Here is a 14,341-nt window from a genome sequence, read left to right on the forward strand (position 1 = left end):
TCAATCAACGGGTAGAAAGCGGAAAAAGCGGGAGCGGACATGCAAGAAGACGGCGGCACGGTGGTGATCGTTGGGGCAGGGCACGCGGGCGGCAACGCCGCTGCGCTGCTGCGGCAATACGGGTTTGGCGGCCGCGTCGTGCTGGTCGGCGAAGAACCGGTGCCGCCTTATCACCGGCCGCCGCTCAGCAAGGCCTATTTGAAGGGCGAGGCCGACGTCGAGCGCCTGTGGCTCAAACCGCGCGCGTTCTACGACGAGCAGCGCATCGAGCTGAAGCTCGGCGCGAGCGCGCAGTCGCTCGACCGCGCGAGCCGCACGCTCACGCTCGCCGACGGCAGCCCGCTGCAATACGACAAGCTGATTTTCGCCACCGGCTCGACGCCGCGCGCGTTGACGGTGCCGGGCCACGATCTCGCAGGTGTGATCGCGCTGCGCTCGCTCGCCGACGCCGATGTGCTGCGTGAGCGCGTGAAGCCGGGCGAAAAGCTCGTGGTGATCGGCGCCGGTTATATCGGCCTCGAAGCGGCCGCGGCGGCGCGCCAGCTCGGCCACGAAGTCACCGTGCTCGAAGCCGCGCCGCGCGTGCTGGGCCGCGTGACGGGCGAGACCGTTTCCACGTTCTATGCGAACGAGCATCGCGCGCAGGGCGTGGAAGTGCGCCTGAACGCGAAGATCGAGGCGCTCGTGGGCGAGGACGGCAAGCTCACCGGCGTGAAGCTCGCGGACGGCGAGATCGTCCCCGCCACGCTCGCGCTGGTCGGCATCGGCATCCTGCCGAACGAGGCGCTCGCGAAGGCGGCGGGCATCACGTGCGCCAACGGCATTCAGGTGGACGACGACGCGCGCACGAGCGACCCGGACGTCTTTGCGATCGGCGATTGTGCGCACCGGCCGCTTGCTCACTATGGCCGCGCGGGGCGCCTGGAAAGCGTGCACAACGCGGTGGAGCAGGCGAAGCTCGCGGCCTCTGCCATCGTCGGCAAGCCGCGCCCCGCGTGCGACGCGCCGTGGTTCTGGTCCGATCAGTACGACCTCAAGCTGCAGACGGTGGGCCTGCTCGAAGGCCATGACGAGGCCATCGTGCGCGGCGACCCGGCAGCGCGGCGCTTCGCGGTGTACTACCTGAAGGACCGCGTGCTGCTCGCGGTCGACGCCGTCAATTCGATGCCCGATTTCCTGTGCGGCAAGAAACTCGTGGGCAAGGGCGTGAAGCTCGACCTCGATGCGCTGCGCGATCCGGCCACGGACATGGGCAAATTCGCCGCTGCGGCGCTTGCCTGAGCGGCGAGTCGAACAATGAAGCCAGGGGGCGCGCGACGCCCCCGCTATTTTCGCGATCGGGAGACGCTGCGCGCCGGATCGACCCTCCGCGCAGCCCTCTCGCCCCATACCTCCCCGCGTCAATCCCGCTCCCGGCGCCCGAGCGCGGCCTCCACTCCCGTGCTTTGACCCGCATTGTCACGAGTCTCGGCTAGAATGCGAACGCGGCGCCGCCCATGAGGCGGCTCAATTCGATCAACAAGCCGCGTCAACCGGTGTTCGCGCTCGTCCGAACGCCGCCACTCGAGGAGAGTGACGCAATGGAACAACGCTCCCGTTTTGGGGCGAGCCTGCTGCCGTACCTGCTCGTCGGCCCGCAGCTTGCGGTGACCGTGATCTTTTTCCTGTGGCCGGCCGGGGTGGCGCTGCTGCAGTCCACCCAGGCCCAGGACGCCTTCGGCACGTCGTCGGTCTTCGTCGGCGTCGCCAACTTCACGCGGCTCCTGCGCGATCCGCTCTATCTGGCCTCGGTCCAGACGACGCTCGTGTTTACGGCGCTCGTCACGTTCGGCGGCCTCGCCATTTCGCTGCTGCTGGCGGCCATGGCGCACCATGTGACGCGCGGCAAGCGCTTTTATCAAACGTTTCTGATCTGGCCGTACGCGGTCGCGCCCGTCATTGCCGCCGTGTTGTGGGGCTTTCTGTTCAACCCGAGCATCGGCCTCGTGACCTTCGCGCTCGCACGCTTCGGCGTGACGTGGAATCACGCGCTCAACCCGGGGCAGGCCATGGCGCTCGTTGTGATCGCATCGGTCTGGCAGCAGATCAGCTACAACTTCCTGTTCTTCTACGCGGGCCTGCAGTCGATTCCGCAATCGCTGTTCGAGGCGGCCGCCATCGACGGCGCGGGCCCCGTGCGGCGCTTCTTCGGCATCGCATTCCCGCTGCTTTCGCCGACGAGCTTCTTTCTGCTCGTGGTGAACGTGGTCTACGCGCTCTTCGACACCTTCCCCGTGATCGACGCGGCAACCGGCGGCGGGCCCGGCCAGGCCACGCGCACGCTCGTCTACAAAATCTTCGACGAAGGTTTCCGGGGCCTCGACATCGGCAGCTCGGGCGCGCAGTCGGTCGTGCTGATGGTGATCGTGACGGCGCTCACGATCTTCCAGTTCCGCTTCATCGAACGACGGGTGCAGTACTGATGGTCGAGAATCGTAAGTACTTCAACCTGTTCTGCCACCTCATGCTGCTGCTCGGTGTGGCGGTGGTGGCCTTCCCCGTGTACGTGGCGTTTTGCGCTGCCACGATGAACGAGAAGGAAGTCTTCTCGGTGCCACTCTCGCTCGTGCCGGGCACCCATCTGTTCGCGAACATGGCCACCGTGTGGAATGTGGGCACGGGCAGTGCGGCGAGCCCGTTCGGCGTGATGCTCATGAACAGCGTCATCACGGCGCTCGTGATTTCGGTGGGCAAGATCGCCATATCGATCATTTCGGCGTATGCGATCGTGTTCTTCCGCTTTCCGTTCCGGCGCCTCGCGTTCTGGCTGATCTTCGTGACGCTCATGCTGCCCGTGGAAGTGCGCATTTTCCCCACGGTGCAGGTCGCGGCCACGCTGCATCTCACGAACACGTACGCGGGTCTCACGCTGCCGCTCATCGCCTCGGCCACGGCCACGTTTCTGTTCCGCCAGTTCTTCCTCACGCTGCCCAACGAGTTGATCGAGGCCGCGCGTATCGACGGCGCGGGGCCGCTGCGTTTCTTCTGGGACGTGGTGCTGCCGCTTTCCAGAACGAACATCGCGTCGCTGTTCGTCATTACGTTCATTTACGGCTGGAACCAGTATCTGTGGCCGATTCTCATGTCGAGCACGGCTTCGATGACGACCGCCGTGGTGGGCATCAAGAGCATGATTTCGAGTGGCGACGCGGCGACGCAATGGCATCTCGTGATGTGCGCGACGATGATCGCCATGCTGCCGCCGCTCGTGGTGGTGCTGGCCATGCAGCGCTGGTTCGTGCGCGGCCTCGTGGACGTGGAGAAATAAGCATGAAGGCAATTCGGGGGACGGCATGGCGGCATTGAGCATACGGGGCGTCACGAAGTCGTACGACGGCGCGCAACAGGTGTTGCACGGCATCGACGTGCAGGTGGCGGACGGCGAGTTCATGGTGCTCGTCGGGCCGTCGGGCTGCGGCAAGTCCACGCTGCTGCGCATGGTCGCGGGGCTGGAGACCATCACGTCGGGCGAGATCGCCATCGGCGAGAAAGTGGTCAATCGCGTGGAGCCCAAGGATCGCGACATCGCCATGGTGTTCCAGAACTACGCGCTTTATCCGCACATGACGGTCGCGCGCAACATGGGCTACAGCCTCAAGCTGCAGGGGCTCGACCGCGCGACGATCGATGCGCGCGTGGCGGCGGCCGCCGAGATCCTCGAACTGGGCAAGCTGCTCGAGCGCAAGCCGCGCGAGCTTTCGGGCGGCCAGCGCCAGCGCGTGGCGATGGGCCGCGCGATCGTGCGCGAGCCGTCGGTGTTCCTGTTCGACGAGCCGCTCTCGAACCTCGACGCGAAGCTGCGCGTGCAGATGCGCCTTGAAATCCAGCGTCTGCATGCGCGTCTGCGTACGACGAGCCTGTACGTCACGCACGACCAGATCGAGGCGATGACGCTCGCGCAGCGCGTGATGGTGCTCAACGGCGGGCGCGCGGAGCAGATCGGCACGCCCAGCGAAGTGTACGACCGGCCCGCTTCGATGTTCGTGGCGAGCTTCATCGGCTCGCCGGCCATGAACCTGCTGCGCGGGCGCGTGAGCGACGACGGCCGGCGCTTCGAAATCGCGGGCAACGGGCCGCATCTGCCGCTCGGCGATGCGCCGGCCTGGCTGCCGAAGGGCGCCGAATGTGTGCTGGGCGTGCGGCCCGAGCATATGCACGCGCGCGGCGCCAACGAGCCGGTCACGCTCGAAGTCGAGACCTGTGAATTGCTCGGCGCGGACAATCTCGTGCACGGCCGCTGGGGCAGCGCCGATGTGGTGGTGCGTCTGCCGCACGAAACGCGGCCCACGCCCGGCGAGCGGCTGGCGGTGCACCTGCCGCCGGCGCGCCTGCATTTCTTCGATCCGGCTACCGGCAAGCGTTTGGGCTAGGTCGCGCCTGCCGGAGTCCACACCGCAGCCTGCGCATGAAAGCGGCGCTCGCCGCGGTCCCGATTGTCGTAAACTGTTGCATCGCGCGGGCGCAATGCCGTCTGCGCCATTCATATCGGCAAATACCGGCGCGCACCAGCGCGTACCGGTATGTACCGGCACCAAACACGAACAGGCGACATGGCCGCAATTCCTTTTCTCCGCTTCCTCGCCCCATCTGCCCAACCCGCGCGTAACCTGTGTCAGGCGTGCCGGAGCCTCGCTTGAGCGCGCGCGAGCTGCCCACCGGGCTGATGCTCGTTCACGGCAATCAGCCTGAGCGCATGCGCGACCTGATCGTGAGCTGGATCGGCCAGAACCCGATCGCGCCGCTCGAAAAGGAAATGTTCCTCGTGCAGAGCAACGGCATCGCGCAGTGGCTCAAGCTCGCGTTTGCCGCCGATCCCGAGGAGGGCGGCTGCGGGATCGCGGCGGCGTTCGAAATGTCGCTGCCGTCGCGTTTCCTGTGGCAGGTGTATCGCGCCGTGCTCGGCAACGACGCGGTGCCCGCGGTCTCGCCGTTCGACAAGTCGCGCCTCGTCTGGCGTCTCATGCGCATGCTGCCGGCGCTGCTCGACGAGCCGGGCTATCAGCCGCTCAAGCGCTTCATGGCCAACGACGAGGACCAGCGCAAGTGCTTCCAGCTCGCGCAGCGCGTGGCGGATCTGCTCGACCAGTACCAGGTCTATCGCGCGGACTGGCTCGCAGCGTGGGCCGCGAACGAGGACGTGCTGATCGACGCGCGCAACGTGCGCACACCGTTGCCCGAGGAGGCGCGCTGGCAGGCGGCGCTCTGGCGCGCGCTGCTCGCGGATGTGGGCGCGCAGGCGCAAGACGGCATCGGCCTGCGTGACACCGGGCGCGCCGCCGTGCACGAAGCGTTCATGGCGCGCGCGCAGTCATGGCAGGAGGGCGACGCCCGGCCGAAAGGCTTGCCGCGCCGGCTCGTGGTGTTCGGCATTTCGAGCCTCGCGCGCCAGTCGGTGGAAGTCCTCGCGGCGCTCTCGCGCTGGAGCCAGGTACTGATGTGCGTGCATAACCCCTGCATGCACTACTGGGCCGACATCGTCGCCGACCAGGACCTGCTGCGCGCACGCCACGCGCGCCAGCGCCGCCGCGCGGGCGCACCGAACCAGCTCGACGAGGCGCAGCTGCATCTGCATTCGCAGCCGCTGCTCGCGGCCTGGGGCAAGCAGGGGCGCGACTTCATCGGCCTGCTCGACGAATACGATAGCGACGAAGCGCGCGAGACGTACACGCCGCATTTCACGCGCATCGGCCAGCGCATCGATCTGTTCGACGGCGAGGACGCGCTCACGCTGCTCTCGCAATTGCAGGACGACATTCGCGATCTGCGGCCGCTCGGCGAGACGCGCGAGCACTGGGAACCGGTCGATGCGCAGGAAGACGAATCGATTCGCTTTCACATCGCGCATAGTGCGCAGCGCGAAGTGGAGATCCTGCACGACCGCCTGCTCGCCGCATTTGCGGCGGACCCCACGCTGCGTCCGCGCGACGTGATCGTGATGGTGCCCGACATCGAGGTCTACGCGCCGCATATCCAGGCCGTGTTCGGCCTGCTCGACGGCAACGATCCGCGCAGCATTCCGTTCAGCGTGGCCGACCGCGCGCAGCGCGCGTTCGATCCGCTCATCGGCGCGCTGGAAATGCTGCTTGCGCTGCCGTACTCGCGCGTGACGGTGAGCGACGTGCTCGATCTGCTCGAAGTGCCGGCCGTGCGCGCGCGCTTCGGCATCGACGCCGAAGACGTGCCGACGCTGCGCAACTGGATCGACGGCGCAAATATCCGCTGGGGCCTGCACGCGGGCCAGCGCGCGAGCCTCGGGCTCCCCCAGGCCGACGAACTCAGCGCGCCCAACAGCTGGGCGTTCGGTCTGCGCCGCATGCTGCTGGGCTACGCCGCGGGCGAGCGTGCGGGCGCATGGCGCGGCATCGAGCCGTACAGCGAAATCGGCGGGCTCGACGCAGCGTTGCTGGGCCCGCTCACGCGCCTCGTGGATGCACTCGACCACGCATGGCGTACGCTGCGCGAACCGGCCACGGTGGAAGCGTGGTGCGAGCGTCTGCGCGCGTTGAAGGCGGCCTTCTTCGCGGCGCAGGACGAAGACGCCTACACGCTCGATCGCCTCGACGGCGCGCTCGAAACATGGCGCGAGGCCTGCGATGAAGCGGCGCTCACGCAGACCCTGCCGCTCGCCATCGTCGCGGAAAACTGGCTCGCGGCGCTCGAAGGCGGCGGCCTCTCGCAGCGCTTCTTCGCGGGCGCGGTGACTTTCGCCACGCTCATGCCGATGCGGGCGATTCCGTTCCGGCGCGTGTGCCTGCTCGGCATGAACGACGGCGACTATCCGCGCAGCCGCACGCCGCTCGACTTCGACCTCATGCGCCGCGACTATCGTCCCGGCGACCGCTCGCGCCGCGAAGACGACCGCTATCTGTTTCTCGAAGCGCTGCTCTCGGCGCGCGACCATCTGCATGTGTCGTGGATCGGGCGCAGCGTGACCGACAACACGCCGCGCCCGCCTTCGGTGCTGGTCGGACAGTTGCGCGACCATCTGAAGGCCGGCTGGCGGCTCGAAGGCGATGAAGACAACGATGGCGAAGCGCTGCTCGACGCGTTGACCATCGAGCATCGCCTGCAGCCGTTCAGCCCGGACTATTTTCCGCCGCGCCCCGAAGAGGCGACGCTCTACACGTATGCGCACGAGTGGGGCAAGCCTGCCCAGGTGCGGCCTGCGGCTGAAGCGAACGCCGAAGTCCTCGCGCCGACTGAACGCGACGAGCCGCTGTCGATTCGCGAACTCGGCGAATTCCTGCGCGAGCCGGTTCGCAGCTTCTTCCGGCAGCGTCTGCGCGTGGCCTTCGAAAGCGAAGATGCGGCGAGCGAAAATCACGAGCCCTTCGAGGTGGACGCGTTGCAGGCGTGGCAGCTCCAGGGCGAGCTGATCCACGCGCAGGTCCTGGCGATGGAGCGCGGCGAAGACGATCTCGAACCGGCCGCGCTCGCGCGCCTCGAACGCATGCATCGCAGCGGCGACCTTGCGACCGGCGGCTTTGGCGAGGTGATCGGCGAAGAACTGCTCGCGCCCATGCCCGAGCTTTTCGCCGAATATCGCAAGGCGCTCGCGCGCTGGCCCGAACCGCTCGAGCATCAATACGAAATTCGTCTCGATGCGACGCTGGAAGGCCGCATCGTCTCGCTCGACGACTGGCTCGACGATTTGCGCGCGGGCCCGGACGGCGCGCTCGGCCGTGTGATTCTGGAGCCGGGCACGCTCGTGAAGGACAGCCGCTACCGCAGCGACCGTCTCGTACCTTATTGGGTCGCGCACGTGGCCGCGCAGATCGCGGCCGGTCCGGTGACCACGGTGATCGTGAGCAAGGTGGGCGTGGTGGAGTTCGCGCCGCTCGACGCGCAGGTTGCGCGCGACTATCTGCTCGCGTTGCTGGCCGCATGGGACGACGGCGCGCGCCGGCCCTTGCCGCTCGCGGTGAAGACCGCGTTTGCATGGCTGCGCAAGTTGCCCGATCCATTCGACGGCACACGCGCGATGGTGCCAGCCGAAGCGTGGGAAGCCGCACACGTGGCCTACGAGGGCAATGCCCGCACGCCGGGCGAGCGCGAGACGAACGCGTATTTGCGCCGCGCTTTCCCCGATTTCGATGCGCTCGTTGCCCACGACGATTTCATCACGCTTGCCACGACGCTGCTGCTGCCGGTGAGCCGCGCGCCGCTCGCGTCGTCGCGTGCGAAGCGGGGCTCGAGCGAGGCAGGAGAGACAGCATGAATCCGCTCGGGAACATGGACGCACAAGTTCTGGAGCCGCTGCGCTTCCCGCTTTACGGCAGCCGCCTGATCGAAGCGAGCGCGGGCACCGGCAAGACCTTTACGATCGCGATGCTGTACGTGCGCCTCGTGCTGGGGCACGGCGCGCTCAACGCAGCAAGCGACGAAGCGGATTTCGATGACGAGGCACGCACGGCAGGCCGCGCGCTCACGCCGCCCGAAATTCTCGTCGTGACCTTCACCGACGCGGCCACGAAGGAACTGCGCGAGCGCATTCGCGCGCGCCTCATCGAAGCCGCCGAATGCTTCCGCGTCGAGCCCGAAGACGTGCCCGGGCGCGAGCCGGGAGAAGACCTGTTGCACGATCTGCGCGAGGACTACGCGCCGGAGCAGTGGCCCGCGTGCGCGCGCCGCCTGCAACTGGCGGCCGAATGGATGGACGAGGCCGCGGTCTCGACGATCCACGGCTGGTGCAATCGCATGCTGAGCGAGCACGCGTTCGACAGCGACAGCCTCTTCTCGCAGACGCTCGAAACCGACCAGACGGAATTGCGCGCCGAAGTCGTGCGCGACTACTGGCGCACCTTCATGGCGCCCCTCGACGCGGCTAGCGCCGCCGAAGTGAGGGCATGGTTCGCGAGTCCCGACGAATTGCACGACGCGATACGCGGGCTGCTCGCGCACGCCGATCTCTTGCCCGACGCATGCGACCCCGATGCGGCGCTCGCAGACGCCCGCCAGCGCGCACGCAACGAACTCGAAACGCTGAAGGCGCCGTGGCGCGTCTGGATCGACGAGGTCGAGGCGTTGCTCAACGCGGCGCGCGCGGCGAAGCAGTTCGACGCCAGAAAGCTCAATTCGAAACACAGCGAAACATGGATCGGCAAGCTGCGCGACTGGGCCAACGATCCCGAATCCGCGCATCCGGGCTTCGACGACAAGGCCGCCGCGTGGACGCGCCTCACGCCCGCCGGTCTGGCCGAGATCTGGGTGAAGGGCGAGCCGCCCGTGCATGCGGCCTTCGTGGCAATGGAAAGCTTGCGCGAGTCGCTGGCTGCGCCGCCCGAGGCGAAACAGGACCTGCTGTGTCACGCGGCGCGCTGGGTGGCGAAGCGCTTCGAGGAAGAAGAGGCGCGCCGTTCGCAAATGGGCTTCGACGATCTGCTCACGCGGCTGCGCGCGGCGCTGCTGCGCGAGAACGGCCCGCGTCTCGCGGAAATCATCCGCAAGCAGTATCCGGTCGCGCTGATCGACGAGTTTCAGGACACCGACCCGGTTCAGTACCAGATCTTCGATACGGTCTATCGGATCGCCGAGCACGACGCCGAAACGGCCATCGTCCTGATCGGCGATCCGAAGCAGGCGATCTACGCGTTTCGCGGCGCGGACATCTACACCTACCTGCGCGCGCGTCGTGCCTGCGAAGGGCGGCTCTATACGCTCAAGAAGAATTTCCGCTCGACGCGCGCCATGGTCGAGGCGGTGAACCGCTGCTTCGAAGCGGCGGAATCGCGGCCCGAGGGTAGCGGTGCGTTTTTGTTTCGCAGCCCTGATGGACGCGAAAACGCGTTGCCGTTCGTGGCTGCCGATGCGCATGGACGGCCCGAAAAGCTGGTTGCCGCCGGTGCGGCGCTGCCCGCGCTCAACGTCTGGTGGATGTCGCCTCCCGCGGATGGCAAGCCGCTCAGCAAGGGCGCGTATCTCGCGGGCATGGCCGGCAGCTGCGCGACCGAGATGGTGCGCCTGCTCAATCTCGGCCAGGAGCAGGCAGCGGGTTTCTCGGGCGAACGCGGCATGCGGCCGTTGCAGCCCGCCGACATGGCGGTGCTCGTCAACAACCGCAGCGAGGCGCAGGCGATACGCGAAGCGCTGGCCGCGCGCGGCGTGCGCAGCGTCTATCTCTCGGATCGCGACTCGGTGTATCAGACGCCGCAGGCCGAAGAACTGCGCTTCTGGCTCGCAGCCTGTGCCGAGCCCGACGACGGCCGCCTCGTGCGCACGGCGCTCGCCACGCCCACGCTCGGGCTCGCATGGGCCGAACTCGACCGGCTCGGGCACGACGAGATCGCGTGGGAGTCGCGTGTGCTGCAGTTTCGCGAGTACCGCGAATGCTGGCGCCGGAAGGGCGTGCTGCCAATGTTGCGCCGCTTGTTCAACGACTTTCACGTGCCGCAGCGCCTGCTTGGCGAGGCGGCTGGCGCAGGGCTCAATGGCGAGCGCGCGCTCACCAACCTGCTGCATCTCGCCGAACTGCTGCAACAGGCGAGCACGCAGCTCGACGGCGAGCACGCGCTGATCCGCTATCTCGACGAGCAGCGCGAAGACGAAAGCGCGGGCGGCGGGGGCGACGCGCGCCAGTTGCGTCTGGAAAGCGATGCAGGACTCGTGCAGGTGGTCACGATCCACAAGTCGAAGGGCCTCGAATATCCGCTCGTGTTTTTGGCGTTCGCTTGCGCGCACCGCGCCGTCAAGCCCGACGACGTGCCGTTCAAGTGGCACGACGACGAAGGCGAATTGCGCGTCACACTCGAGGCCGACGCGCGCGTGCTGCGTCAGGCCGATCGCGAGCGTCTCGGCGAAGATCTGCGCAAGCTCTACGTCGCACTGACGCGCGCGCGTTATGCGACGTGGGTCGGCTATGGACCGGTGCAGGGCGTTGAGGCGAGCGCGTTCGGGTATCTGCTGGGCGGCGGCGCGGCCATTCCTGCTCAGGAAACCGAAGCATGGCTCGACACGTTGCGCGGCCCGTGCACGGACATCGCCGTCGCGCCTGCGCCCCACGCGCGCCGCGATGTGCTCGCGCTGCGCGACACCGGCGCCGTGCGCGGCGAGGCGCGCACGCTCGCGCATCGCGAGCGCGAACGCTGGTGGATCGCGAGCTATTCGAGCCTGAAGACGCTCGAAACGTCGATCGGTTCGGGCGTGCCCGTCGAAGCGGACGATGCGCGCGGCGCGCCCGACACGCGCAGCGAGGACGTGTTCCTCGAACTGCTCGAGGCGAGCGTGCCGCCTGAAGACGACGAAGCCTTCGCCAGCGCCGGCCAGACGCTCGTCGCACCCGCGCTTGCGCCGATGCACGGGTTCGAGCGCGGCGCGGACGCGGGCACCTTCCTGCACGAACTGATGGAATGGGCCGCCAACGAAGGCTTCGCCGAAATCGCGCAGGACGAAGCGCGCGTGCGCGACATGGTCGCGCGCCGCTGCAGCGTGCGCGGCTGGTCGCACTGGATCGAGACGCTCACGGCGTGGATGCTCGAACTCGTGCGCACGCCGCTGCGTCTGCCGGACATCGAAGGCGAGCGCGTGGCGCCCGTGGCGTTCGCGCAGTTCGAACCCGGTGCGTATATGGCCGAGCTGGAGTTCTGGGTCACGGCGCATGCCGTCGATACGCTCGCAATCGACGCGCTCGTCACCGAATTCACGCTGGACGGCGAAGCGCGCCCCGCGCTCGACGCCGCCACGCTCAACGGCATGCTCAAGGGCTTCATGGATCTCGTGTTCGAACACGAAGGCCGCTACTACGTGGCCGACTACAAGTCGAACTGGCTCGGTCCGGACGATGCGTCGTACACGAGCGCGAAAATGCGCGCGCAGATCCTGCATTCGCGCTACGAACTGCAATACGTGCTCTATCTGTTCGCGCTGCACCGGCTGCTCAAGTCGCGCCTGCCCGATTACGACTACGACCGCCATGTGGGCGGCGCCGTGTATCTGTTCCTGCGCGGCGGCCGCGCGCCGGGGCAGGGGCTGCATTGCGAGCGGCCGCCGCGCGAGTTGATCGAACGACTCGACGCGCTGTTCGCGCGTCGCAACGCTCTGGAGGATGTGGCATGACGAGGCGCCGCACGAAGGGGCAGGACGGCCTCACCGGCGATCTGTTCGAGCATCTGGACATGCCGGAAGCCGCGCCGGAACCGCGGCCCGGCGCCGCGCGCGAAACGGCCGGGCAAATGCTCGGCGTGCTCGACAATTGGGTCGAGCGCGGCTGGCTCCGTACGCTCGATGCCGCATTCGCACGCTTCTTGTGGACGGAAGCGCCGCACAGTCCGCCGTTGCTGCTGCTCGCGGCCGCGCTTGCGAGCCATCAGCTTGGGCGCGGTCATGTGTGTCTCGACCTGAAGGCCACGCTGGAAGACCCGGCGTTCGCGCTGTCCCTGCCGCCCGACGGGCCGCAAATGCTGGCCGCGGTGCCGGCGCAGCCGCCTGCCGAAGTGCTCGCGGGCGTGACACTCGCGCAGTGGCGCGCGGCGCTCGCGGTGCCCGATCTCGTGAGCGAGGAGACAGCGATCGCCGACGTGGCGCAAGGCAATGCGCCGCTCGTGCTGGCGGGCACACGGCTTTATCTGCGGCGCTACTGGCAATACGAGCAGGACGTGCGGGAGGGCATCGAGCGCCGCCTCACACGCGCTTCGCAGCTCGAAGCCGCGTTGCCGCTCGATATCGCGCGCGCGGCGCTCGATGCGCTGTTTGCGCCACGCGCCGGTCAAGTTGCGCGCGCCGCCGACTGGCAGAAGCTCGCCTGCGCGCTCGCCGCGCGCAGCGCGTTCAGCATCGTCACGGGCGGGCCGGGCACAGGCAAGACGACGACCGTCGTGAGATTGTTGGCACTCCTGCAGACACTCGCGCTCGGCCGTGCGGAGCAGGGAGCGCGTGCCGCTCGGCCGTTGCGGATCCGCCTTGCCGCGCCCACCGGCAAGGCCGCGGCGCGTTTGAACGAATCGATCGCGGGCGCGGTGGAGCGGCTGCCTTTCGGCGCGCTGCAGGCGCACGTCGACGCCGTGGCGCTGCGCAACGCGATTCCGACCGTCGTGACCACGCTGCATCGCGTGCTCGGCACGCGGCCCGGCAGCCGGCGCTTCAGGCACGACGCCGCGAATCCGCTGCCCGTGGATGTGCTCGTGATCGACGAGGCCTCGATGGTCGACCTCGAAATGATGGCCGCCGTGCTCGACGCGCTGCCGCCCTCCGCGCGGCTCATCCTGCTTGGCGACAAGGACCAGCTCGCTTCGGTCGAGGCCGGGGCGGTGCTGGGCGAATTGTGCGACCGCGCGCGCGAAGGGCACTACACGCAGGCGTCGCGGGCGTGGCTCGAAGCGGCCACCGGCGAGCGCATCGACGCGGCCATGCTCGACGCGCACGGCCTGCCGCTCGACCAGGCCATCGCGATGCTGCGCGAGAGCCATCGTTTCGCATCGGAGAGCGGCATCGGCGCGCTGGCCGAGCTCGTCAACCTGGGCGATGCGGTGGGAGTCGCGAAGATCTGGTCGCGCGGTTATGAGGATCTCGCGCGCCTCGTGTGTCCCGCCGACGATGACGGCCCGTTGCGCTCGCTGATCGTCGATGGCCGCGTGGGCGAACACGGCGCCGCGCACGCGCAGCGCAAGGGCTACCGCCACTACCTCGAAACGATGCGCACGACCCGGCCCGAGCCTGGCGCCGCGCCCGAGGCGCTTGCCGGCTGGGCCGCTGGCGTGCTCAAGGCGCATGGCGCGTTTCAGCTGCTGTGCGCGCTGCGGCGCGGTCCGTGGGGCGTCGAAGGCCTGAACCGCCGCGTGGCGCGCCTGCTGCACGAAGAAGGGCTCATCGATCCGTACGGCGACTGGTACGCGGGCCGGCCCGTGCTCGTCATGCACAACGACTACGAGCTCGGGCTCATGAACGGCGATATCGGCATCGCGCTGGAACTGCCCGTTGCGGCGGGGGAGCCGCCCGTGTTGCGTGTGGCGTTCCCGGCCGGCGATGGGTCGGGCGGCGTGAAGTGGGTGTCGCCGAGCCGATTGCAGGGCGTGGAGACGGTGTTCGCGCTCACCGTCCACAAATCGCAGGGCTCGGAGTTCACTCACGCCGCGCTCGTGCTGCCCGATACGTACAGCCCCATTCTCACGCGCGAACTCGTCTACACCGGCATCACGCGTGCGCGTTCGTTTCTCACGCTCGCGGTGCCCGAGGGGCGCTCCGTGCTCGATCGCGCAGTGCTCGCCAAAGTGCAGCGCGCAAGCGGTCTCATGGCGGGACTCGCGCGCGACGCTCAGGCTGCGAGAACCTGAGTGAACCCGCGTGAGCGGCGGGCAAAAAAGCCGAGGGC

The 14,341-nt window shown here is 68.1% G+C and carries 7 protein-coding genes; all 7 read left to right on the top strand.

The features are described 5' to 3' along the window. Positions 1 to 39 precede the first annotated feature (39 nt). The 7 genes from AB4Y40_RS14415 to recD all read left to right on the top strand — a co-directional run bounded on the left by AB4Y40_RS14415 (position 40) and on the right by recD (position 14,303). The gene (locus AB4Y40_RS14415; protein ID WP_368688259.1) at positions 40 to 1,281 is read left to right on the top strand and encodes an NAD(P)/FAD-dependent oxidoreductase; all 1,242 of its coding nucleotides are present in this window, start codon (positions 40 to 42) and stop codon (positions 1,279 to 1,281) included. Positions 1,282 to 1,580: 299 nt separating this feature from the next. Then, positions 1,581 to 2,462: a sn-glycerol-3-phosphate ABC transporter permease UgpA gene (gene ugpA / locus AB4Y40_RS14420; protein WP_368688260.1), complete on the top strand. Its 882-nt coding sequence runs from the start codon at positions 1,581 to 1,583 to the stop codon at positions 2,460 to 2,462. Further along, entirely contained in the window at positions 2,462 to 3,307 is an 846-nt protein-coding gene (gene ugpE, locus AB4Y40_RS14425; RefSeq protein ID WP_368688261.1) for a sn-glycerol-3-phosphate ABC transporter permease UgpE, read from the top strand. The genes ugpA and ugpE overlap by 1 nt, the downstream gene beginning before the upstream one ends. A 25-nt stretch (positions 3,308 to 3,332) precedes the next feature. Next, positions 3,333 to 4,409 carry a sn-glycerol-3-phosphate import ATP-binding protein UgpC gene (locus AB4Y40_RS14430; RefSeq protein ID WP_368688262.1) on the top strand — a complete coding sequence of 359 codons (1,077 nt, stop codon included), beginning with the start codon at positions 3,333 to 3,335 and terminating at the stop codon, positions 4,407 to 4,409. 263 nt (positions 4,410 to 4,672) lie between these two features. Further along, positions 4,673 to 8,257: an exodeoxyribonuclease V subunit gamma gene (gene recC / locus AB4Y40_RS14435; RefSeq protein WP_368688263.1), complete on the top strand. Its 3,585-nt coding sequence runs from the start codon at positions 4,673 to 4,675 to the stop codon at positions 8,255 to 8,257. Then, positions 8,254 to 12,090: an exodeoxyribonuclease V subunit beta gene (gene recB, locus AB4Y40_RS14440; protein ID WP_368688264.1), complete on the top strand. Its 3,837-nt coding sequence runs from the start codon at positions 8,254 to 8,256 to the stop codon at positions 12,088 to 12,090. Before recC ends, recB begins: the two co-directional genes overlap by 4 nt. Continuing rightward, a complete protein-coding gene (gene recD / locus AB4Y40_RS14445; RefSeq protein WP_368688265.1) occupies positions 12,087 to 14,303 on the top strand; it encodes an exodeoxyribonuclease V subunit alpha in 2,217 nt (738 codons plus the stop codon). Before recB ends, recD begins: the two co-directional genes overlap by 4 nt. The last annotated feature ends 38 nt before the right edge of the window (positions 14,304 to 14,341 follow it).

The organism is Paraburkholderia sp. EG287B (genome assembly GCF_040965595.1).
GTDB lineage: Bacteria > Pseudomonadota > Gammaproteobacteria > Burkholderiales > Burkholderiaceae > Paraburkholderia.

Bases quoted from the DNA above. Each gene is read 5' to 3' on its own strand.
- ugpE (WP_368688261.1), top strand. From the start codon at position 2,462: ATGGTCGAGAATCGTAAGTACTTCAACCTGTTCTGCCACCTCATGCTG.
- recD (WP_368688265.1), top strand. From the start codon at position 12,087: ATGACGAGGCGCCGCACGAAGGGGCAGGACGGCCTCACCGGCGATCTG.
- ugpA (WP_368688260.1), top strand. From the start codon at position 1,581: ATGGAACAACGCTCCCGTTTTGGGGCGAGCCTGCTGCCGTACCTGCTC.
- AB4Y40_RS14415 (WP_368688259.1), top strand. From the start codon at position 40: ATGCAAGAAGACGGCGGCACGGTGGTGATCGTTGGGGCAGGGCACGCG.
- recB (WP_368688264.1), top strand. From the start codon at position 8,254: ATGAATCCGCTCGGGAACATGGACGCACAAGTTCTGGAGCCGCTGCGC.
- AB4Y40_RS14430 (WP_368688262.1), top strand. From the start codon at position 3,333: ATGGCGGCATTGAGCATACGGGGCGTCACGAAGTCGTACGACGGCGCG.